This window comes from Vibrio sp. R-1 (genome assembly GCF_035615595.1).
GTDB classification, from domain to species: domain Bacteria; phylum Pseudomonadota; class Gammaproteobacteria; order Enterobacterales; family Vibrionaceae; genus Vibrio; species Vibrio cholerae.
The window spans coordinates 26,049-47,793 of record NZ_WPDC01000022.1 but is presented as its reverse complement, the minus strand read 5'-3'; the positions used below and the strand labels follow the sequence as shown (position 1 = coordinate 47,793).

Genomic DNA, 21,745 nt, shown 5'->3' with positions numbered 1-21,745 from the left:
TCCCAGCCTCCCCCTAGAAGGGGGAGGGGCGAGTAACATTTGCGTTATCGTTGAAGGATAAATTGCCAGTGTTTTAGCGAAGCTGGCGCGAAACACCCCCTCCCTGCCTCCCCCTAGAAGAGGAAGATGCATGTAACAGAGGCGTATGTGGCATCGATGAATAAATGGAATAGATTGTCGTCTTGCGTTTCGCTGTTTTGATGTTTTGAGCAGTGATACTGTTGCGCTTTGTCATTCAAGATGTTGATTAGAAATGGAACTTTCACTGGAAGTATTGGGGCTGCTGTTTTTAGTGGCGGGAGTTGCGGGATTTATTGATGCCATGGCGGGCGGTGGCGGTTTGCTGACTTTACCAGCCCTGCTGGCGGCGGGAGTGCCGCCGACTCAAGCTCTGGCGACCAACAAACTGCAAAGCTCCTTTGGTAGCTTTTCGGCCACACTCTATTTTGTGCGCAAGGGCGTTGTGAGCCTCAAAGCGATGCGATTGGCGATTGCTTGTACCTTTGTTGGCGCGGCGCTTGGCGCAGAAGCAGTGCAATATATTGATGCCACTTTGCTAACCAGCCTTATCCCCCTGTTACTGCTCGGAATTTCGCTCTATTTCTTATTGGCTCCGACCACCAAAACGCACACAGGGCCTGCGCCTTTATCCGAAACCGCGTTTGCTTTCACGGTGGGTTTTGGTATCGGTTTTTATGATGGCTTTTTTGGCCCCGGTACTGGCTCAATTTTTACCGTCTGCTTTGTGGCTTTGGGGCATTTTAGTTTGGTGGAAGCCACCGCGCGTACCAAAGTGCTGAATTTCACTTCCAACATTGCCGCGTTGACCTTCTTCTTAATCGCTGGTTTGCCGATTTGGGAAATTGGCTTAACCATGGCGGTCGGTGGATTTATCGGCGCTCGTATGGGCGCAAAAGTGGTGATCAGCAAAGGGCAGCGTTGGATCCGACCGTTGGTGATCACCATGTCTATGCTGATGGCACTAAAACTGCTTTGGGAACAGCATCATGCAGCGCTGTTATCAATGCTTGGACTCTAGAGCTGCGATACCGGCTGGCACGCAGACAAATATGAATCGGCCGAGTAAGGTCTGCTAATTCAGCAAAATCAAAGCAGTGTTGGGGCTCAATTTTTAGGGTACTGACAATCGAGCGTGGCACTAGGGCGGGTAACATGCCGCCGAGCGCGAGCTGTGCCGCCGCGGTGTAAGAGTCCATCTCCATCGCGGGTCGAATGCCTTGTTTGTGCAGCATGGCCGCTTGATAGGTATTGGCGGGATTAGCTAAATCATTGGTGATAAGCTCACTTGGCAGTGCGTGCAGCGGCGCTTGGCTAATCACGGTAAATGGCTCATCACCTAGATGAAAGGTCAGCAAACCGTGATTGGCGGGCAGATAGCCGGCACAAAAGCCTAAGGTGGCTTTGCCAGACTGCACATTCTCGACAATTCGCGGTGTGTGGTTGGTGGTGATCACCCAATGCGGATCCTGCTTGCGATGTTGCCCCATCGTCTGGCCAAGATAACCCGCGACTAACGTCTCCGAGCAATCCATACGCAGCAGCGTGTTGTCTTCCAGTGTCTGCTGCTCGAAAATCAAACCATGCAACTCATTGAAGGTGGGGCCAATGCTGGCAATTAATTGCTCGGCATCGGCGGTCAATTTGATATGTCGCCCCGCTGGAACAATCAGTTTCTTGCCGAGTTTTTTCTCTAAGTTCGCAATGCGTTTACTGACTGCCGACTGGCTGATATAGAGCTGGCTACCGGTACGGCTCATGGTTTTTTCTTTGCTGAGCACCAGTAAGGTTTCAATGCCTTCGAGTAACATGTGTTGATGACAAATGGGAATAGATGCGGGGATTGTATGTGGAATCTCAAGCGAGGTCGTGCATTAAGCTCACAAAGTGAACTGAGCTTTAAATATGGGGAGATTTTCTGGATAGCGGCACCTCGCATGGGGCGTTAGGTGCCGAGCCTGTTATTTGGTCAGGGCAAAGGTTGGCAGAGAAAGGTGCCAGCGGATCGCTCCGAGACGAATTAAGAGCGTGGAAAAAACGCCAGAGAGCAGAGCGGTCGAGCTGCTGTAGCCCATCGCCAGTGCGGTAGTGTGGAAAATGCCACCGATAATACAGGCGGTTGCGTACACTTCACTGCGCAGCACCATAGGAATTTCTCGGGCAAGGACATCGCGGATAATTCCACCGCCGCAGCCCGTTATCACGCCCATAATGATCGCGATTAAAGCAGAATCTTGATAGATCAGCGCTTTTTCAACCCCGATCCCGACGAAAACCGCAAGGCCAATCGCATCGCACACGGGCAAAATCCACCACGCGAGTCTTTTCGGGCGACGCACCAGTAGCATGGTCAGGGCGCAGGTGATCATAATCACCCACAGGTAGTTGGTGTCTTTGATCCAAAATACCGGAGTGGCTCCGAGCGCCATATCGCGAATCGTGCCGCCACCAATCGCGGTCACGCTGGCGAGGACCATGACGCCAAACGGATCCATTTTCAAACGCCCCGCTAAGAGCACTCCAGAAACCGCAAAAACGGCAGTACCAAACATATCAATCAGATAAAGCAGAGAAGTATCCAAAGCGGTCTCACTATCTACACAACGATGAAAAATATCGAGCAGGCAAATTGGGGCGGATTTTACGAGATTTAATCCGCTAAAGTTACTGCTTTTGTGCAATTTTGAGGTATGTGCACACTTGCTCTACCGCATCTAGGGTTCTTGGGGTCGGGCGGTTTAACCAATCGGCATTGAGTGCCCAAACCTGATTGTTTTGCACGGCGCTGAGCTCTGCCTGCCAAGCTCGCCACATATGGCCATTGGCTATCGCATGCTCTGAGGTAAAAATCACTTGCGGCTGTTTAACCAAGACTTGCTCTATGCTTACTTGCGGATAGGGCACCTCACTGTCGGCAAAAATATTGACGCCCCCACAGAGGCTAAATACTTCACTCGGCCAGTGACCTTGAGCCAAGGTAATGATGGGTTTTTCACTGAGTTGATAGAAATAACGGATCGGCTGATTGCTCGCGTATTGCGTGCGTAAATCCTGTAAACGTTGCCGAAAGTCGTGTGCCGCTTTTTGCCCAACGTCAGGGTTGGCCGAATAGTGACTCAATGCTTCGATATTATCGGCAATTTCATCCAGTGTTTTGGTTTGTGAATCGTAAATCGTAAAACCGAGTTGGCGCAGTTTGGCCAATTCACGCGGTGGATTGCCCGCCGGCCAAGCGATGAGCAAATCGGGTTTGAGCGTCAGGATTTTCTCGATATTGATGGTTTGATGATTGGCGACGCGCTCCAGTTCGAGCGCTTGTGGCGGATAGTCGCTGTACTCGCTCACCGCAACCAACTTATCTCCCAAACCGGCGGCATAAGCAATTTCTGTCGCGTGAGGGGCAAGGCTGATGATGCGCTCGGCGGGAAAAGGCTTGGCCAATAAGCTTGGGGTGATGAACAGAAACGTGCAGGCGATAAGCCGGATAACAAGCATTTATACTCCGCGATAAATCAGTAGTAACAGTAAACTTTCTAGCGCTATCCAAACGAAGATACGCCACGCGATAAGGCTTTGCACTTGCGCAATATGAATCGCCGCTGGGGCGATGCGCCCGCCAATTTTGGCGCGTACGCTTTTTTGCTCACCATAAATGGCAGGGCCGCCTAAGGCGAGCTGCAATTTATTGCCAACTGCACACAGTAGCCAAGCGGGTCCCGGCAGTGGCCAGCTGCGGCTTTGTTCGAGTACCGCTTTGAAAATCGTCCCCGCTTGTTTACCGAGAATAATCAACAGACTAAATAGACGCAGTGGCAACCAATCAAGCAGGGCGAGAATACGCACCGCAGTAAAACCAAACGGTTGGAAGGTGGCGCGCGACGGTGACCAAGCACGAGCCAGCTCGGCAATTAAGCGATACAAGAATGCGCCGCTGCCACCCAGTACTCCATACCAAAACAGCACGCCAATCACGTTACGGCCAAAGCCCATGACTAAGGTTTCCACTCCCGCCTTGCCAAGCCCCAGCGCGGACAGTGTCGTGGTCTGGCGATTGACAAAAGGTTGTAATAAGGCGCGTGCTTGTGGCTTGTCCTCTTTCGCGAGAGCTTGTGCCAGTTGATTGGCTAAAGTCTCTTGGCGTCGCCAATCTAATGACAGAAGCAGCAGCGCTAAATCAAATAGTTGTGGTTGCCAGACTAAGGGTTTGAGTGCCCAAAGAAGTGCCATCGTCGGGAAAATCATCAACCCCCATGCGAGGGCGCCAGACAGGAGATTTTGCGCATAACTGGCTGGCGTGTTGACCTTACTTGCCAGCAGTTCAGCAAACTTGTGCCACAAAGTGACTGGGTGCGCAGCATGAGGAATAGGCAGCAGCAGATGAAATAAGAGTGCGCCCCACATCACGAGGAGCGCACCATTGGCATAAAAGTGGGAAAACCCAGTTTCCATTAATGAACTCGCTTATTTGAGCAGTTCGACCATTTTCAGCACCATAGCGGAAGAGCTTTTGGCGGCCAGTGGCAAGAACTCTTCAAACGACAGTGGAGATTCTTTATCAGCAACGTCAGAAATCGCGCGAACCACCACAAAGGGCACCTTGAATTGGTGACAAGTTTGCGCAATCGCAGAGGCTTCCATTTCTACCGCAACAACGCTTGGGAAATGTTGGCGAATAAATTGCTGACGTTCAGCGGTGCACACAAACGCATCACCGGTACAGATAAGGCCGCGCACCGCATGAGTATTTGGCAATTGAGCCAGCGCTTGTTCCGCCACCGTCATCAATTTCTCGTCGGCTTTAAAGGCGGCGGGTTGGCCCGCCATTTGGCCAATTTCATAACCAAACGCAGTCACATCCGCATCGTGATGGCGCACTTCGCTTGAAATGACCACATCACCCACATTCAAACTTGCGTCAAAGCCGCCTGCAGAACCCGTATTGATCACCACATCCGGCGCATACTGGCTAATCAGCAAAGCGGTGCCTAATGCTGCTGAGACTTTACCAATGCCTGATTGCAGTAAAACGACGTCGATACCTTGGATTTGACCGCTGTAAAAAGTACAACCGGCTTGGTTAACTTCTTGCACGTCTTCGATGAGATCTTTCAGGATGGCGACTTCTTGTTGCATTGCGCCGATGATGCCGATTTTCATAGGGGCTCTCTTTCATCTATCAATAGGAAAACAGGCCGCAGTGTAGCATGAGCGAACGCAATCGATCGAGGTTAGGGGCGATCGAGATTAGGGTTGCTCAAGTAAACCAGACAGCGTGAGCTTTTCGCGCAGCTCTTCAGCGCGGCGACGATTCACTCCAAAATCACTGTAGCCAATCCGCGATTCAGAGCGAACCCATAAGTGATCTTGTTCGATTTTGAGTTCCAGATCATCGACGAAGCGGAATACTTTGGAGGTGCATTCGATACGGACATACTGGGCATTTTTTTCAGCGGTCACCGCACCAGGAAGAGAAAGAGCAATCCGTTCAACCTGATCAATCGTGACCCCAGGGCGCAAAATAAACGGTGCAAGGTTAAATTTATCCCGCTCATCTTGAGTTGAAACACAGTTCGGTCGATTGGCGCAAGGCGTGGCGGTGCGGTCTGGCATAGAATCGACTCCCTGACTGCAGGCGGTAAGCGAAAAGGCAGCAATAATGGCATAAAACGATGGGTGCATGTTGGTAAGCTCACTCTCATCTCAGATCCCCCATTAACATGAGGTGGCAGATGGAGTGTCCGCCACTGCAAATCGTTTAGGGTTATCAATCTATTTTGTGCTCATTATAGGTAGCAAAAATAAAAAAGGATCCATAACACTATGAATCCTTTGTTGTTTGCTTCGATCTAATCCCAAAACTGTGAGCTAGACTCCAAGATAGTCGAGAATTCCCTCGGCAGCTTTGCGTCCTTCATCAATGGCCGTGACCACTAGATCCGAGCCGCGAACCGCATCACCACCAGCAAAAATCTTGGGATTGGTGGTTTGATACTGGTAAGTCTGCTTGGCAGGGGCTTTGATGCGTCCCCATTGATCGAGCTCGACATCAAACGGTTCTAGCCAAGCCATTTTGTGCGGTTGGAAACCAAACGCCATGATGACGGCATCGGCAGGCAAGACGTGCTCGCTGCCTGCGACCAGTTCAGGTTTGCGACGACCTGCCGCATCCGGTTCTCCAAGCGCGGTTTTGACCACTTTCACGCCAGTCACTTGGCCTTGGGCATTCACTTCAATTCCCAGCGGCTGCAAGTTAAACATGAATTCAACGCCTTCTTCTTTGGCGTTTTTCACTTCACGGCGTGAGCCGGGCATGTTTTCTTCGTCACGGCGATAAGCACAAATCACGCGAGATGCGCCTTGGCGAATCGAGGTGCGCACGCAGTCCATCGCCGTATCACCACCGCCGAGCACCACGACATTTTTTCCTGCCATATCAATGAATGGCGCCTCGTTGTTAAGTTCCATCACTTTATAGGTGTTGGAGATCAAAAACGGCAGTGCATCATAAACGCCGGGGGCGTCTTCGTTGGCTAAGCCAGCGCGCATATATTGATAAGTGCCGACGCCGAGAAAAACCGCATCGTACTCATCCAGCAGTTGTTGCAGTGTGATGTCTTGGCCGACTTCGACATTGAGACGAAACTCGATACCCATCTCGCTAAAAATGCGGCGACGATTTTCCATTACCCCTTTTTCAAGTTTGAATGAGGGAATGCCAAAGGTGAGCAGACCGCCGATTTCGGGATAGCGATCAAACACGACAGGTCGTACACCGTTGCGAACCAGAATGTCCGCGGCGGCAAGACCAGCTGGTCCCGCGCCGATGATAGCGACTTTTTTGTCGGTCCAGACCACGTTGGACATGTCGGGTTTCCAGCCCATTTCGAAGGCGGTATCCGTAATGTATTTTTCGATGTTGCCAATGGTGACGGCACCGAAATCCGCATTCAAGGTACATGAACCTTCGCACAGCCTATCTTGCGGGCAAACCCGGCCACACACTTCAGGCAGGCTGTTGGTCTGGTGCGCCAAATCGGCCGCTTCGAGGATGCGTCCTTCATTGGCGAGCTTTAACCACTGCGGAATGTAGTTGTGTACTGGACACTTCCATTCACAGTAAGGGTTACCACAATCGAGGCAGCGATCGGCCTGCGCGGTGGCTTGTTGCTTAGTAAAGGGCTCGTAAATTTCGACAAACTCAATTTTGCGGATGTGCAGCGGTTTTTTGGCCGGATCCACACGATTGACATCGATAAATTGGTAAACGTTTTGGCTCATCAATCAGGCTCCTTCCAATTATTGTGCTTGCACGCGCAGTTCGGCTGCGCTGCGGCTCTGATGGCCGAGCAGGGTACGTAAGTCCGCTGCTTGTGGTTTGATCAGATAGAACTTTGGAATCCATTCATCAAAGTTCGCCAAAATTTGCTCTGCGTGGGCGGAACCTGTCTCTTCGAGGTGTTCAGCAATCAAACCGCGCAGATGCTCTTGATGGATATACAAGTCGGTCAAGGCTACCGCTTCAACGGATTCATCATTGACGCGGCCTTGGAAATCGCCATTCTCATCGAGTACGTAAGCAAAGCCGCCGGTCATGCCTGCGCCAAAGTTCACGCCCGTTGCGCCTAAAATGGCGACGATGCCACCGGTCATATATTCACAAGCGTTATCGCCAGCGCCTTCAATCACCGCAATTGTGCCGGAGTTGCGCACCGCGAAACGCTCGCCTGCTTTACCTGCAGCAAACAGTTTACCGCCCGTTGCGCCATACAAGCAGGTGTTGCCGATAATGGTCGCTTCGTTACACACAAAAGCGGTGCCTTGGTGAGGGCGAATCACAATCTTGCCGCCTGCCATGCCTTTACCGACATAGTCGTTGGCATCACCGGTGAGATACAGCTCAAGACCACCTGCGTTCCAGACCCCGAACGATTGCCCTGCGGTACCATTGAGGACGAGCTTGATGGGCGAGGTGGCGACGCCGAGATTGCCATAACGTTTCGCGATTTCACCAGAAAGACGTGCGCCAATTGAACGGTCGGTGTTGATCACGTTGTAATAGAGCTCCAGCGATTGCTGGTTTTCCACGGCTGCTAGCGCATCTTCGACGATTTTCTGGTTAAGTGCCCCTTTATCAAACGGCGTGTTCGGTTCGGTGCAGTACAGTGGCAGATTTTGTGGTGACACTGGTGCTTCGAGCAGATCGGAGAGATCCAATTTGCTCTGTTTCGCGGTCATGCCTTCTACCACTTCCAGTAGATCGGTGCGGCCGATGAGATCGGTGAGCTTCTCAACGCCCAATTCGGCCAGATAACCGCGCACTTCTTCAGCTAACCCTTTGAAATAGTTCATCACCATTTCTGGCAGACCTTTGAAGTAATCTTTGCGCAGCGTTTCATCCTGTGTTGCCACACCAGTTGCACAGTTGTTGAGGTGGCAAATACGCAAGAATTTACACCCCATGGCGACCATAGGCGCAGTACCAAAACCAAAACTTTCCGCGCCTAAAATCGCTCCTTTGATCACATCCAATCCGGTTTTCAAACCGCCATCGACTTGTAGACGGATCTTGTGACGCAGACCGTTGGCGACCAAGGCTTGTTGCGTTTCCGCCAAACCGAGCTCCCACGGGCTTCCTGCATATTTTACAGAGGTGAGCGGGCTGGCTGCGGTGCCGCCGTCATAACCTGAGATGGTGATAAGGTCGGCGTAGGCTTTTGCCACACCAGTGGCAATCGTGCCAACGCCCGGCTCAGAGACGAGCTTGACCGAGACCAAGGCTTTCGGGTTGATCTGTTTAAGATCGAAAATCAGCTGCGCCAAATCTTCAATCGAGTAGATATCGTGATGCGGCGGCGGCGAAATCAAAGTCACACCGGGAACGGAATAACGCAGTTTGGCGATCTCCGCCGTGACCTTATGCCCCGGAAGCTGACCGCCTTCACCGGGTTTTGCCCCTTGCGCCACTTTAATTTGCAGCACATCCGCATTGGTTAAATAGTGCGGTGTTACCCCAAAACGACCAGAGGCGACTTGCTTGATACGTGAGTTACGCTCAGTGCCAAAACGGCGTGGATCTTCACCACCTTCACCTGAGTTTGAATAGCCGCCTAAACGGTTCATCGCGGTGGCTAACGCTTCATGGGCTTCTGGGCTTAACGCGCCAATCGACATGGCGGCGGAGTCAAAGCGTTTGTAGAGATCGCTCGCGGGCTCGATATGCTCCAGTGGCAGCGGTTTATCCGAGGTTTTCAAACGCAGCAAATCACGCAGCATGGCGACTGGGCGCTGGTTGACTTGTTTAGCAAAGTCACGGTAATCCACCGTTTCACCAGATTTCACCGCTTTTTGTAGTGTGCCAACCACATCTGGGTTGTAGGCGTGGTATTCGCCACCGTGGACGTATTTGAGTAAACCACCGTGTTCGAGAGGCTTACGTTTTGCCCATGCTTTGCGCGACAGATTAAACAGATCTTGCTCAAAATCGTCGAAGTTCGCGCCTTGAATGCGGGTGGTAACCCCTTTAAAGCAGAGCTCAACCACATCGCGGTGCAGACCCACCGCTTCAAACAGTTGTGAGCAGCGATAAGAGGCCACAGTCGAAATGCCCATTTTGGACATGATTTTGTACAGACCTTTGTTGATGCCGTATTGGTAATTCTGCATCACTTCGCGATAGCTCTTTTGCAGCGCGCCATCATCAATCATTTTGCCCAGCGTTTCGTAGGCGAGGTAAGGATAAACGGCCGTGGCACCAAAGCCGATCAGCACCGCAAAATGGTGTGGATCGCGTGCGGCACCGGTTTCAATAATGATGTTGGCATCGCAGCGTAAATTGGCTTCCACCAGACGAGCTTGTACTGCACCGACCGCCATTGCAGCGGGGATCGGCAGACGATCCGCGGTTAACGCGCGGTCGGAGAGCACCACTAAAACGGTGCCTTCGCGCACCACTTGTTCGGCTTTGTCACACAAATCCAATACCGCTTGTTTGAGATTTTTCTCTTGCGGATCGAAGTTGATGTCAAGAATGGTGTTGCGATAGTGCTGATCGCTGAGCGTCAGTAACTGCTGCATATCCGAGTAAAGCAGGATCGGCGAATCAAAAGTGACGCGATGGGCGTGACCATCGGTTTCGCAAAATACGTTCATCTCTTGGCCGATGCTGGTGGCCAGCGACATCACATGTTTTTCACGCAGTGGATCGATCGGTGGGTTGGTCACCTGAGCGAATTTTTGGCGGAAGTAATCGCTGATCAGGCGCTCTTTGGAAGAAAGCACCGCCATCGGCGTGTCATCCCCCATGGAACCGACCGCTTCTTGCGCCATATCGCCCAGCACGCGCAGGATTTGATCGATCTCTTCGTTGCTCATCGCAAACTGCTTTTGATAGGTTTTTAGCAAGTCAGCATCAAAGCTGCGCTCACCAACCTTATCGTCGGGCAACTGTGAAAAGGGCGTGAGTTTATGGACGTTATTGTCCATCCACTCACGATAGGGGTGACGGCTTTTCAGGTCGTTATCAATTTCACTCGATTGCCAAATTTTCCCTTTGCGAGTGTCGATCACCAGCAGCTCGCCGGGGCCTACACGGCCTTTTTCAGACACTTCATCCGGTGCGTAATCCCAAATCCCGACTTCGGAAGCGAGGGTGATGAGCTTATCTTTGGTGATCACATAACGCGCAGGGCGCAGGCCGTTGCGGTCAAGGTTACATGCCGCGTAGCGACCATCGGACAGTACGATCCCAGCCGGGCCATCCCAAGGCTCCATGTGTTTGGAGTTGAAATCGTAGAAAGCACGCAGATCCGGATCCATATCCGGATGGTTTTGCCATGCGGGCGGAACCAGCATGCGCATCGCACGGAAGATATCCATCCCGCCGGCTAAAAACAGATCCAGCATGTTATCTAGGCTCGAAGAGTCCGAACCGGTTTCATTCACAAAAGGGGCGGCGCTTTGTAAATCGGGCAGCAGCGGTGACGCGAATTTATAAGCCCGTGCACGTGCCCACTGGCGGTTACCTTCAATGGTGTTGATTTCACCATTGTGCGCCAGATAGCGAAACGGCTGAGCCAGCGGCCAGCGTGGCTGAGTATTGGTGGAGAAACGTTGGTGGAACAAGCAAATCGCCGATTCCATACGCAGGTCGGCTAAGTCGAGATAAAAGCGTGGTAGGTCTGCGGGCATGCACAGGCCTTTGTAAACCAACACTTGAGTCGAGAGCGAACAGATGTAGAAATCGCGATCATCCGTAATCTGTTTTTCAATGCGACGACGCGCAATATACAGACGGCGCTCAACATCGCGCTCACGCCAACCGGCCGGGGCGGATATAAAGACTTGTTGAATATCGGGCAAAGAGTCGAGGGCAATCGGGCCAAGCACTTTCGGGTTGGTCGGCACTTTGCGCCAACCTGCCACGCTCAAGGTTTCTTTAGCCAGTTCTTGGTTTACAATTTGCTGTGCCAGCTGCGCTTTGTGTGGATCTCGGCTGAGAAACAGCATGCCAATCGCGTACTGTTTGCTGAGTTTCCAATGTTGCTCTTCTGCGATCAGGCGCAAATAAGAGTCAGGTTTTTGCAGCAACAGACCACAGCCATCACCAGTTTTACCATCGGCGGCGATACCGCCACGGTGAGTCATGCGATCAAGTGCTGAAATCGCGGTACGAACGAGTTTGTGACTGGCTTGCCCTTCCATGTGCGCGATCAAGCCGAATCCACAGTTGTCTTTTTCAAGACTTGGATCGTATAGAGCCATTGCAATTCTCCCTTTGCATCTCTGTCATCCAGACAGTAAATGACTATTCCCTTACTCCTTGAAACAGCCTCGGTATGGGCGGTGTCTGTCTACTCCAATCACATAGTTATCTATGCTGATGGGGATTCATCCACTTCCGTTTAACGATGGCTTCAAGTGGCTTGGGTATAACTATTCATTTAAATCTTTATAATTTGAATATTTAACTAACATTTCAGGTTAATTAATTAACATTTTTGCGGGATTTTATTTTCACCGAATTCACAACCTATAGCTTATTGTACAAAAGGTCAAGTTATTGGTTGAAAATAGGGTTTGCAGGGTATTTGCCGAGGAATACTTCAAATAATGCCATTATATTCAATGGGATAGTTTTCTCTCAGTTACAGATAACTCAAGGTTTTATCCCGTGTGATGAGAATAGACACAAAAAAGGCCAGCAGGGAGTGCTGGCCGAAGTAAAACAATATGGAAGGAAACGGTTCTGTTGACACGGATGAGGATGTATCACCCGCGCCAACAGAGGATTATGCTGACAGCATGAGTGAGTCCGCTTTTGCCTCAAGATGGGTATTGCCCATTAAGAAGGTGTCAACGGCTCGCGCACATTCGCGCCCTTCGTTGATACAGCGCACCACCAAGGATTGGCCTGTACGCATATCACCTGCGGCGAATACGCCTTTTTGGTTGGTCGCAAAATCTTGCGTCGCCACATTGCCGCGTTCATCGAGCTTAATCCCCAACTGAGCAAGCACGCCGTGTGGCTCGGGATGCAAGAAGCCCATCGCCAGAAATGCCATATCACAAGGAATGACGCGTTCACTGCCTGCCACTTCGTCAAAGCTTGGTCGCTCACCGGGGGCTGCATCTTTCCAAACGATGTCAGCGATGCGTAGACCCGTCACTTCACCTTGTTCATTACCAATGAACTCTTTGGTGAGGATGTTCCAATGACGCTCACAGCCTTCTTCATGAGAGGTGGAGGTGCGCAGAATCATAGGGTATTGCGGCCAAGGCATATTCACTGGGCGCTTTTGCGGTGGGATCGGCATGATCTCCACTTGAGTGATACTCGCAGCGCCGTGGCGGTTAGAGGTGCCGACACAGTCGGAGCCAGTATCGCCGCCTCCGATCACTACCACATGTTTGCCTTTAGCGTGGATCTCTTCCCCTTTCAGATCCATGCCATTGGCTCGGCGGTTATTTTGCGCGAGGAACTGCATCGCGAAGTAAACGCCTTTCAGATCACGTCCGGGAATGCTCAGATCACGTGGTACGGTTGAGCCGCCCGTCAGCAATACCGCATCAAACTCCTGACGCAACTGTTGAGCGTTGATGTCTACACCGATATGCGCATTGACCACGAACTTAACGCCCGCTTGCTCCATCAGATTGATTTTGCGATCAATCACATCCATACCGAGTTTGAAATCCGGAATGCCAAAGCGCAGTAAGCCGCCGACTTTTTCATCCCGCTCAAACACGGTGACGCTATGACCCGCGGCATTCAACTGCTCCGCCGCGGCAAGCCCCGCAGGGCCTGAGCCAATGATGGCGACCGTTTTACCAGTGCGTGAACGTGGCGTTTTCGGCTTGGCATAGCCTTCTTGGTAAGCACGTTCCACAATGGTTTTTTCGATGTTACAGATGGTGATCGGATCTTGGTTGATGCCAAGCACACAAGCGGTTTCACAAGGTGCAGGGCAGACACGACCGGTAAACTCTGGGAAGTTGTTGGTCGAGCTCAGAATATTCCAAGCCTCTTCCCAACTGTCGCGATACACCGCATCGTTAAACTCGGGAATGATGTTGCCAATCGGGCAGCCGTTATGACAAAACGGCACGCCACAATCCATACAACGTGAAGCTTGCTGATTGATCTTCTTACCAAACTCTTGGTTAAGAACAAACTCTTTGTTGTTTTTGATGCGCTCTGCCGGGTCGATTTTTTTCGGCAGTTCACGACCAAATTCTAAAAATCCGGTAGCTTTACCCATTTATACCGCCTCCGCTGCTAATGTGGCTTGTTGCTCCTGTGCTTTACGCTTTTGCAGTACCGCTTTGTAATCACGCGGCATCACCTTGACCATAGTGGCTAGGCTTGCGTCAAAGTTGGCAAGGAATGCTTTGGCCACTTCACTTCCTGTGAATTGAACATGCTTGGTTAACATTTCTTTGAGTAGGGCTCTGTCTTCCGCTTCGATAGGGTCCAGATCAACCAATTCAGCATTGAGCTTAGATTGGAAATCGCCAGATTTATCCCACACGTAAGCCACACCGCCACTCATACCTGCGGCGAAGTTACGGCCGGTTGAACCGAGGATCACTGCGACACCGCCGGTCATGTATTCACAGCCGTGATCACCGATACCTTCCACCACCACTTTGGCACCTGAGTTACGCACGCAGAAACGCTCGCCCGCTAGGCCGCGAATGTAAGATTCGCCAGAGGTTGCGCCGTAGAAACAGACGTTACCGACCACAATGTTCTCTTCCGGAACTATGGTGGCGTTACGGTTCGGGTAGAGCACCAGCGTGCCACCAGAAAGACCTTTGCCCCAGTAGTCGTTAGCATCGCCTTCCACTTCAAAGTAAACGCCTTTAGTGAGGAATGCCCCGAAAGATTGTCCCGCACTGCCGTTGAATTTCACCTGCATTGGTTGTGGTAGACCTTGGTCTTTGTAAACCTTACAGATTTCGTTAGACAACATAGTGCCGGTACTGCGATCGGTGTTGATGATCGGTAGCTCTGCTTTGATCGCTTCACCACGCTCAAGGGCAGGCGTTGCCAATTGGATCAAGGTGCGATCCAGTACGCTTTCGAGCTGGTGGTTCTGCTGAGTCTGGCAGTAAATACCATCTTCGCTGCGCGGCTGCTCAATAAAGAGGATCGGCGACAGATCGAGGTTTTTGTACTTCCAGTGGCCAATATCATCACGCACTTTGAGTTTGTGCGCTTGGCCAACCATTTCGTTAATGGTGCGGAAACCGAGCTCAGCCATGATTTCACGCAGGCCTTGTGCCATGTATTGGAAGAAGGTCACAACGTCATCCACACGGCCAGCAAAACGCTCACGCAGAGTTTTGTTTTGTGTGGCGATACCGACAGGGCAAGTGTTTTTATGACACTTACGCATCATGATACAGCCTTCAACCACCAGCGCTGCGGTGGCCACGCCCCATTCTTCAGCGCCCAGCAGTACCGCAATCGCGATATCGCGTGGGGTTTTCATCTGTCCATCGGCTTGCACCACAATGCGGTTACGCAGGCCGTTTTTGAGCAGAGTCTGGTGGGTTTCTGCCAGACCCAATTCCCAAGGTAAACCGGTATGACGGATAGAAGAGATGGGTGATGCACCCGTACCGCCATCGTGACCAGCAATCAGTACCACGTCAGCTTTGGCTTTAGCCACACCCGATGCGATGGTGCCGACACCGGCTTCAGAAACCAGTTTGACGTTGACGCGGCCTTTGCGGTTAGCGTTTTTCAGATCGAAAATCAGCTGGGCTAAGTCTTCGATAGAGTAAATGTCGTGGTGCGGTGGGGGTGAAATCAGGCCGACGCCCGGTGTGGAGTGACGAGTTGCCCCGATCCATTCATCGACTTTATCACCCGGTAGCTGACCACCTTCGCCCGGTTTCGCCCCTTGCGCCATCTTGATCTGGATTTCATCTGCGTTGGTCAGATAGTAAGAGGTCACGCCAAAACGGCCAGATGCCACTTGCTTGATCGCTGAACGCTCTGAATCACCGTTGGCATTTGGCTCAAAACGCATTGGGTCTTCACCACCTTCACCGGAGTTGGATTTCGCGCCTAAACGGTTCATCGCAATCGCCAGTGTGGAGTGCGCTTCGTAAGAGATAGAACCAAACGACATCGCACCGGTTGCAAAGCGCTTCACAATGCTCTCGATCGGTTCCACTTCCTCAATCGGAATGGAACCCGCTGGATTTTTCACAAAATCAAGCTGGCTGCGCAGAGTAACGGCTTTATCGCCTTGGCTATCCACCGCGGCTGCGTATTTCTTGAACTGCTGATAATTTTTGTGGCGAGTCGATTCTTGCAGCAGGTGAATCGTTTCTGGGTTAAACAGATGCTGCTCACCACGCTGTTTCCATTGATACACGCCGCCGACATCCAACACTTGCAGTGGGATTTCACGCGTTGGGTAACCAATGCGATGACGAACCAACACTTCTTTGGCGATGTCGTCGAGGGTCAAACCTTGAATACGGGTGATAGTGCCAGTGAAGTATTTATCGACCACCGCTTTACTGATCCCGAGCGCTTCAAAAATCTGTGCACCGTGATAAGACTGCAGCGTCGAAATCCCCATTTTAGAGAAGATCTTCAAAAGACCGCCGTTCACGCCTTTGCGGTAATTCTCGAAGTATTTCTCTACCGATACGTCGGCATCAAGTTTCTTCTGACGCTTGAGATCGACGATGGTTTCCACCACTAGATACGGGTTGACTGCGTTTGCACCGTAGCCGAGTAGAGTTGCAAAGTGGTGCGTTTCACGCGCATCACCAGTTTCCACCACAATGCCGCATTTCGAACGCAGACCTTTGCGGATCAGGTGATGGTGCACCGCACCGACAGCCAGCATGGCTGGGATCGCGGCGTGGTTGGAGTTCACCGCGCGGTCGGTCAGCAAAATGATCGAATAGCCATCAATCACTGCATCTTCTGCGTATTGGCAAATACGTTTCAGAGCACGCTCGAGCTTGCCCGGTTCATCGCTGGCACGAAACACGATGTCTAAGGTTTTGGCTTGTAAGTGCTCGTTATCAATTGCCCGGATTTTCTCAAGCTCAGCATTAGAAATGACCGGCGATTCCAATTCGACCTTACGACAGTGCGCTGGGGTTTCTGCCAGCAAGTTTTGATCGCGGCCGATATAAGTGTTGAGCGACATCACCATGCGTTCACGGATCGGGTCGATCGGTGGGTTAGTCACCTGAGCAAACAACTGCTTAAAGTAGTTGGAGAGATGCTGAGATTGGTGTGATAGCACGGCGACCGGCCAGTCTGCACCCATCGAACCGAGCGGCTCATAACCGGTTTGCGCGAGAGTCAGAATGATGTCATTGACCTCTTCGCTACTCACCCCAAACGCTTGTTGGCGATGGAGGAGACGCTCTGGCGACGGTTGGCTATGTACGTTGTCGGCATCCGGCAGCTTTTTCAAGCTGAGTAGGTTTTCTTCTACCCATTTTTCATAAGGCTGCGCCGAAGCGATACCGTCTTTGACTTCTTCATCAGAGATAATTCGGCCTTGTTCTAGGTCAGCAACAAAGATACGTCCCGGTTGCAGACGACCACGGTATTCCACATTGGCCGGATCAATTTCCACGACGCCAGATTCGGAAGCCATGATCAGAAAATCGTCTTTGGTCACGGTATAACGAGACGGACGCAGACCGTTACGATCCAGCGTGGCGCCCACTTGTACCCCATCGGTAAAGCACACTGATGCTGGGCCGTCCCAAGGTTCCATGACGTTAGCGTGGTATTGATAGAAGGCGCGGCGCTTGGGATCCATCGCTTTGTTTTCTTGCCATGCTTCTGGGATCATCATCATCAGAGCGTGAGGCAAGCTGCGACCAGAAAGCACCAGCAGTTCGAGTACCATGTCAAAGTTAGCGGAATCGGATGCGCCTTCTTGGCAGATAGGTAGCAGCATGTCGATTTCAGCTTGGGTAAACAGTTTGGATTGTAAAATCGCTTCGCGCGCTTTCATCCAGTTTAAGTTGCCGCGAACCGTGTTGATCTCACCGTTGTGCGCGATGTAGCGGAAAGGTTGAGCCAGTCGCCATTTCGGGAAGGTGTTGGTCGAAAAACGCGAGTGCACCAGCGCCAGTGCAGTGACCATGGTCGGATTTTGCAAATCGAGGAAGTATTGCGGTACTTGCTCTGTAGTCAACTGACCTTTATAGACCAAGGTTTTGTACGACATCGAGTTGATATAAAAATCATCACCGATGTTCGACACGCTCTCAAGGCAGACGCGAACTGTGTAGTTACGCAGCACGTACAGCTTGCGTTCTAGCTCGTCAGGCTGCATACCCGGGCCGCCAGAAATAAACACGTGTTCAAATTGTGGTTCGGTACTTAGGGGGTCTGCACCCAACATGCTGTTATTGGTTGGCAAAACGCGATAACCAATCACATCCAGATCAAGGCGTTTGGCATTACGCTCTAGAATGTCGCGGCATTGGGCGCGTTTATGTTCATCTTTCGGGAACAGCACCACACCAACACCGTACTTTTCGAATGAAGGCAGCTTAATACCCAGTTTAACCGCTTCTTCGAGTAAAAATTCGTGAGGTTTTTGCAACAAAATACCCGCACCGTCACCGCTGCAAGGGTCACAACCCTGACCGCCACGGTGTTCCATGCGTGCGAGCATGTCCAAAGCTTGAGTGACTACCTGATGAGACTTGCGATTTTTCAGGTGAGCGACAAAGCCGATGCCACAAGCATCATGCTCCAACTCAGGCGTATAAAGACCACGCGAACGTTGCGCTTTATCTACCATAGATACATCCTTCCAGTTATTGAGGACGCAACCGCACTGAGTGTGCACTCAGTTATTCCCGCCACGCTTCATGCAGCATCCGCTGAATGAGTCGCTTGGGCGATACGTCCTGTCCTTTTTTGTTTTGAGTGAAATCTGCTTAGGGAGCAGATCCGCGTCCTTTCCGTCTCTCACAGGAAATATATTGTGAGAAAGACAATCCTTAGTGAGATTCCTGTTGTCGAGCCACTTTACTAGTGGATTCTTTTGGTAGGTGTGGAATATCACCGATAGTCTGCCGCATTTTTTGTAATTAATTGAGCAAAAAAGCACGGAAAACTGAAAGTATCCTACAATTTTGCTGGCGCAAATTCCAACGAAAAGTCTGCGGTTTGGTTTATTTTTTTACAGCTAGATGAATGTTTTGTTTAACAAACTAGCAACAAAATGCAAATAGTGTTTATTTTATGCCTATTTATTGATTTGACGCTGTTTGAAATCAAACGCGAGGGATTAAAATTTGTGACCAATTCGATTGGAAATGTAATTAAATTACACGGATGGTAGTGAGAGATATTTAGATTGAGCGAGCCGATGCATTTACATCAACTGGTGAACACCATAGGTCAAGATTTACAACGCCGTTATGGAGAGAAGGTCCATAAGTTAACGCTGCATGGTGGATTCAGTTGTCCGAATCGCGATGGCACGATAGGCCGTGGCGGCTGCACTTTCTGTAATGTGGCGTCGTTTGCCGATGAAAATACTCAGCAGCAGAGTATTCAAGCGCAGTTGAAAGATCGGGCGGGGGAGATCAAACGCGCCAAAAAATACCTCGCTTATTTTCAAGCTTACACCAGCACGTATGCGGAAGTGCAAGTGCTGAAATCCATGTACGAACAAGCCCTAGAAGAAGCGGATATTGTGGGGTTGTGTGTTGGCACTCGTCCTGATTGTGTACCGGATGCGGTGCTTGAGTTGCTCGCCGATTATGTGCAGCAAGGTTATGAAATTTGGCTTGAATTGGGTTTACAGACGGCGCACGACCAGACTTTAAAACGCATTAACCGTGGCCACGATTTTGCCTGCTATGCAGAGATCACTGCCAAAGCTAGAGCGTTAGGTATCAAAGTGTGTACTCACTTGATTGTTGGGTTACCCGGTGAAGGGCGCACTGAAAACCTCACCACGTTACAGCAAGTACTGAAGGTAGGCACCGATGGCATTAAGTTGCACGGTTTACACATCGTAGAAGGCAGCACTATGGCCAAAGCGTGGCGAGCGGGGCGTTTAACGGTGCTCGATCAGGATCAATATGTGTCCATCGCTTGCGAGATGATCCGTTCTACACCCCCTGAGATTGTTTATCACCGCGTCTCTTCCGCAGCCCGCAGGCCAACGCTACTTGCCCCGTTGTGGTGCGAAAATCGCTGGTGGGCGATGACAGCCATTGGCCAAAGATTGGAAAAAGAAGGGGCTCAGGGCTCGTTGCTCGGCACGCCTTTTGAGTATTCGCCTTTGAACTTAAAGTAATAATCCGCAGCAAAGTCAGATAATCTTTTGTACTATTTAAAGGATCATCAATAACACCGCTGAATGCATGCCTGAATTTCTCTCTGAATTTGTACGTTTTTTGTTCGCTGCCGGGCTTGTGCTTGGTGGTGGGCTATGGCTTTTTTCAGGATGGCAGCGCTATGTTCAACCTCAACAGTGGATTCAGTTACTTCACCATGCACCGTCAGGGGTGCTTTTGGTAGGAGAGGAGCGCGTTTTACGTGCCAATCTTGCCGCGTATTTGTTACTGGGGATCCGCTTGGTGGGACGTCACTATCTGTTTTCTGCCGAGCAGAGTGAAGAGAGTCAGCAAGCTTTTTATCGAGCGCTCGCCAGCAGTGCACAGCAAAAGCGCTCCGTCCCTTTACTTTGGCCTGTGCAGGGCAATTTGACGCAAACTCTAGAGATCTCAGCTTCGCTCTTACGTCGTTGGCCGAAGAAATTATGGCTAGTGAATGTGATTGGTTTTGAGTGTCCCAGCCATGACATTCAACAAGAGCGCCACTCACTGGCGATAGCGCGCACGGCACTTGATTCCCTCTCCGAGCTGATTTTTATTAAAAGTACCGAAGGCCACTTAATCGCAACCAACCGAGCGTTTGATCAGTTTTGGCAAGGCCGGATTGAAGAGGGCAGCGCTACTTTTAAAGGCATTATGAAAGGGCGCACGAGTCAGCGTTGTTGGACAGTGACGCCTGATGGGCGCAGCTGTCTGTTAGAAACCTACCAACGGGTATTGATGTCGCCGCAAGGTGAAAATATTGGGCTACTTGGCATCAGTCATGATGTGACCGACTGGTACAACATGCAGCGTCAATTAAGAGAAGAGATGGAAAAACGCCGTGACACCGAAGTGGCATTGGCACAGCGCGATACGATTTTACAAAACATCTTAGAATCTAGCCCCGATTCGATTGGTATCTTCAATGAAAACATGGTCTACCAAGCCTGTAACCAGCCGTTTGTGGAAGCTCTCGGGATCGCGGAAGTGTCAGATCTGGTTGGTAAACGACTGCAAGATGTGATCCCCGAGCACATCTATGCGCGTCTTTCCGATACGGATAGCCAAGTCCTGCACCAAGGTAAGTCTCTGCGCTACATCGACAGAATTGAACGCTCAGATGGCGAGTTTATCTGGTTTGATGTTGTGAAATCGCCTTTTCGAGATCCGGCTTCGGGCACCAATGGCGTGCTGATCATGGCGCGAGATGTGTCGGAGCGCTATCTCGCCGCTGAACAATTAGAAGCCGCCAACCAAGAGCTGGAACGCCTAAGCTTTTTAGATAGCTTGACTCATGTTGCCAATCGTCGTCGTTTTGATGAACAACTGCATACCCTCTGGCATTTGCATGTGCGTGAAGGCAAACCATTAAGCATCATTCTGTGTGATGTCGATTATTTCAAAGATTACAACGACGCTTATGGCCATTTGATGGGCGATGAGACGCTCAAACAGATAGCGATCGCCTTTACTCAAGTCGCCAATCGCCATTCCGATTGTGTTGCCCGCTACGGAGGAGAAGAGTTTGGTATTTTGCTGCCCAATACGCCGCAGGCCGGAGCAATACTGGTCGCAGAGCGAATCCATGAGAAAGTTCGTGGATTAGCGATTCCACATGAACATTCTAAGGTTGCCGATAGGATTACCGTCAGCTTAGGCATAGTGACGCTTATTCCTCGGCCTGAGGATGTACCTGAGCAAATGGTTGAGCTAGCGGATCGGGCTTTATACCAAGCCAAAGCGAATGGCCGCAATCAGACCTCGATTTATCAACCAAACCACTAAAACTGTGCGGTTCGCCCTGTCACAGCGCCAAGAAGTGGATAAGTGCTGCTAACGTTTGTGTGGGAAAAAGGCTAGACTAAGTGCTCTTTATCTGACGGAGCAGTGA

The 21,745-nt window shown here is 51.0% G+C and carries 13 protein-coding genes; 3 read left to right on the top strand and 10 right to left on the bottom strand.

Annotated features, from left to right (window positions below):
- The first annotated feature begins 253 nt into the window (after window positions 1-253).
- The gene (locus GOU96_RS07240; RefSeq protein WP_000423593.1) at window positions 254-1,039 is read left to right on the top strand and encodes a TSUP family transporter; all 786 of its coding nucleotides are present in this window, start codon (window positions 254-256) and stop codon (window positions 1,037-1,039) included.
- Here GOU96_RS07240 and GOU96_RS07235 read toward each other — a convergent pair.
- The 10 genes from GOU96_RS07235 to gltB (GOU96_RS07190) form a co-directional block, all read right to left on the bottom strand.
- A complete protein-coding gene (locus GOU96_RS07235; RefSeq protein ID WP_114720090.1) occupies window positions 969-1,829 on the bottom strand; it encodes a LysR family transcriptional regulator in 861 nt (286 codons plus the stop codon). The genes GOU96_RS07240 and GOU96_RS07235 overlap by 71 nt on opposite strands.
- Before the next feature lie 150 nt (window positions 1,830-1,979).
- A complete protein-coding gene (locus GOU96_RS07230) occupies window positions 1,980-2,600 on the bottom strand; it encodes a TRIC cation channel family protein (protein WP_000381501.1) in 621 nt (206 codons plus the stop codon).
- Between the two features lie 82 nt (window positions 2,601-2,682).
- A complete protein-coding gene (gene btuF / locus GOU96_RS07225) occupies window positions 2,683-3,513 on the bottom strand; it encodes a vitamin B12 ABC transporter substrate-binding protein BtuF (RefSeq protein WP_069648300.1) in 831 nt (276 codons plus the stop codon).
- Window positions 3,514-4,467 (bottom strand): cobalamin biosynthesis family protein, encoded by a 954-nt coding sequence (locus GOU96_RS07220; RefSeq protein ID WP_000447405.1) that lies wholly within the window; start codon window positions 4,465-4,467, stop codon window positions 3,514-3,516. It lies immediately after the preceding gene.
- 12 nt (window positions 4,468-4,479) lie between these two features.
- The gene (mtnN, locus tag GOU96_RS07215; protein ID WP_071179217.1) at window positions 4,480-5,175 is read right to left on the bottom strand and encodes a 5'-methylthioadenosine/S-adenosylhomocysteine nucleosidase; all 696 of its coding nucleotides are present in this window, start codon (window positions 5,173-5,175) and stop codon (window positions 4,480-4,482) included.
- A gap of 87 nt (window positions 5,176-5,262) precedes the next feature.
- A complete protein-coding gene (locus GOU96_RS07210) occupies window positions 5,263-5,697 on the bottom strand; it encodes a DUF1499 domain-containing protein (RefSeq protein WP_324701950.1) in 435 nt (144 codons plus the stop codon).
- Between the two features lie 186 nt (window positions 5,698-5,883).
- Window positions 5,884-7,296, bottom strand: a complete 1,413-nt coding sequence (locus tag GOU96_RS07205) for an FAD-dependent oxidoreductase (RefSeq protein ID WP_175246765.1) — start codon at window positions 7,294-7,296, stop codon at window positions 5,884-5,886.
- An 18-nt stretch (window positions 7,297-7,314) separates the two neighbouring features.
- Window positions 7,315-11,778, bottom strand: a complete 4,464-nt coding sequence (gltB, locus tag GOU96_RS07200; protein ID WP_267780905.1) for a glutamate synthase large subunit — start codon at window positions 11,776-11,778, stop codon at window positions 7,315-7,317.
- A gap of 527 nt (window positions 11,779-12,305) precedes the next feature.
- Window positions 12,306-13,775: a glutamate synthase subunit beta gene (locus GOU96_RS07195; protein WP_000513711.1), complete on the bottom strand. Its 1,470-nt coding sequence runs from the start codon at window positions 13,773-13,775 to the stop codon at window positions 12,306-12,308.
- Complete coding sequence (gene gltB / locus GOU96_RS07190; protein ID WP_174500103.1) at window positions 13,776-18,320, bottom strand: glutamate synthase large subunit; 4,545 nt, start codon at window positions 18,318-18,320, stop codon at window positions 13,776-13,778.
- A gap of 573 nt (window positions 18,321-18,893) precedes the next feature.
- Here gltB (GOU96_RS07190) and GOU96_RS07185 point away from each other — a divergent pair.
- Window positions 18,894-19,832 (top strand): TIGR01212 family radical SAM protein, encoded by a 939-nt coding sequence (locus GOU96_RS07185; protein WP_141238970.1) that lies wholly within the window; start codon window positions 18,894-18,896, stop codon window positions 19,830-19,832.
- A 67-nt stretch (window positions 19,833-19,899) separates the two neighbouring features.
- Window positions 19,900-21,639 carry a diguanylate cyclase domain-containing protein gene (locus tag GOU96_RS07180; protein WP_267780899.1) on the top strand — a complete coding sequence of 580 codons (1,740 nt, stop codon included), beginning with the start codon at window positions 19,900-19,902 and terminating at the stop codon, window positions 21,637-21,639.
- Window positions 21,640-21,745: the final 106 nt, after the last annotated feature.

Coding starts and splice junctions, on each gene's coding strand:
- mtnN (WP_071179217.1), bottom strand. CDS start 5,175: ATGAAAATCGGCATCATCGGCGCAATGCAACAAGAAGTCGCCATCCTG.
- GOU96_RS07220 (WP_000447405.1), bottom strand. CDS start 4,467: ATGGAAACTGGGTTTTCCCACTTTTATGCCAATGGTGCGCTCCTCGTG.
- GOU96_RS07235 (WP_114720090.1), bottom strand. CDS start 1,829: ATGTTACTCGAAGGCATTGAAACCTTACTGGTGCTCAGCAAAGAAAAA.
- GOU96_RS07185 (WP_141238970.1), top strand. CDS start 18,894: ATGCATTTACATCAACTGGTGAACACCATAGGTCAAGATTTACAACGC.
- gltB (WP_267780905.1), bottom strand. CDS start 11,778: ATGGCTCTATACGATCCAAGTCTTGAAAAAGACAACTGTGGATTCGGC.
- GOU96_RS07180 (WP_267780899.1), top strand. CDS start 19,900: ATGCCTGAATTTCTCTCTGAATTTGTACGTTTTTTGTTCGCTGCCGGG.
- gltB (WP_174500103.1), bottom strand. CDS start 18,320: ATGGTAGATAAAGCGCAACGTTCGCGTGGTCTTTATACGCCTGAGTTG.
- GOU96_RS07240 (WP_000423593.1), top strand. CDS start 254: ATGGAACTTTCACTGGAAGTATTGGGGCTGCTGTTTTTAGTGGCGGGA.
- GOU96_RS07205 (WP_175246765.1), bottom strand. CDS start 7,296: ATGAGCCAAAACGTTTACCAATTTATCGATGTCAATCGTGTGGATCCG.
- GOU96_RS07210 (WP_324701950.1), bottom strand. CDS start 5,697: ATGCACCCATCGTTTTATGCCATTATTGCTGCCTTTTCGCTTACCGCC.
- btuF (WP_069648300.1), bottom strand. CDS start 3,513: ATGCTTGTTATCCGGCTTATCGCCTGCACGTTTCTGTTCATCACCCCA.
- GOU96_RS07195 (WP_000513711.1), bottom strand. CDS start 13,775: ATGGGTAAAGCTACCGGATTTTTAGAATTTGGTCGTGAACTGCCGAAA.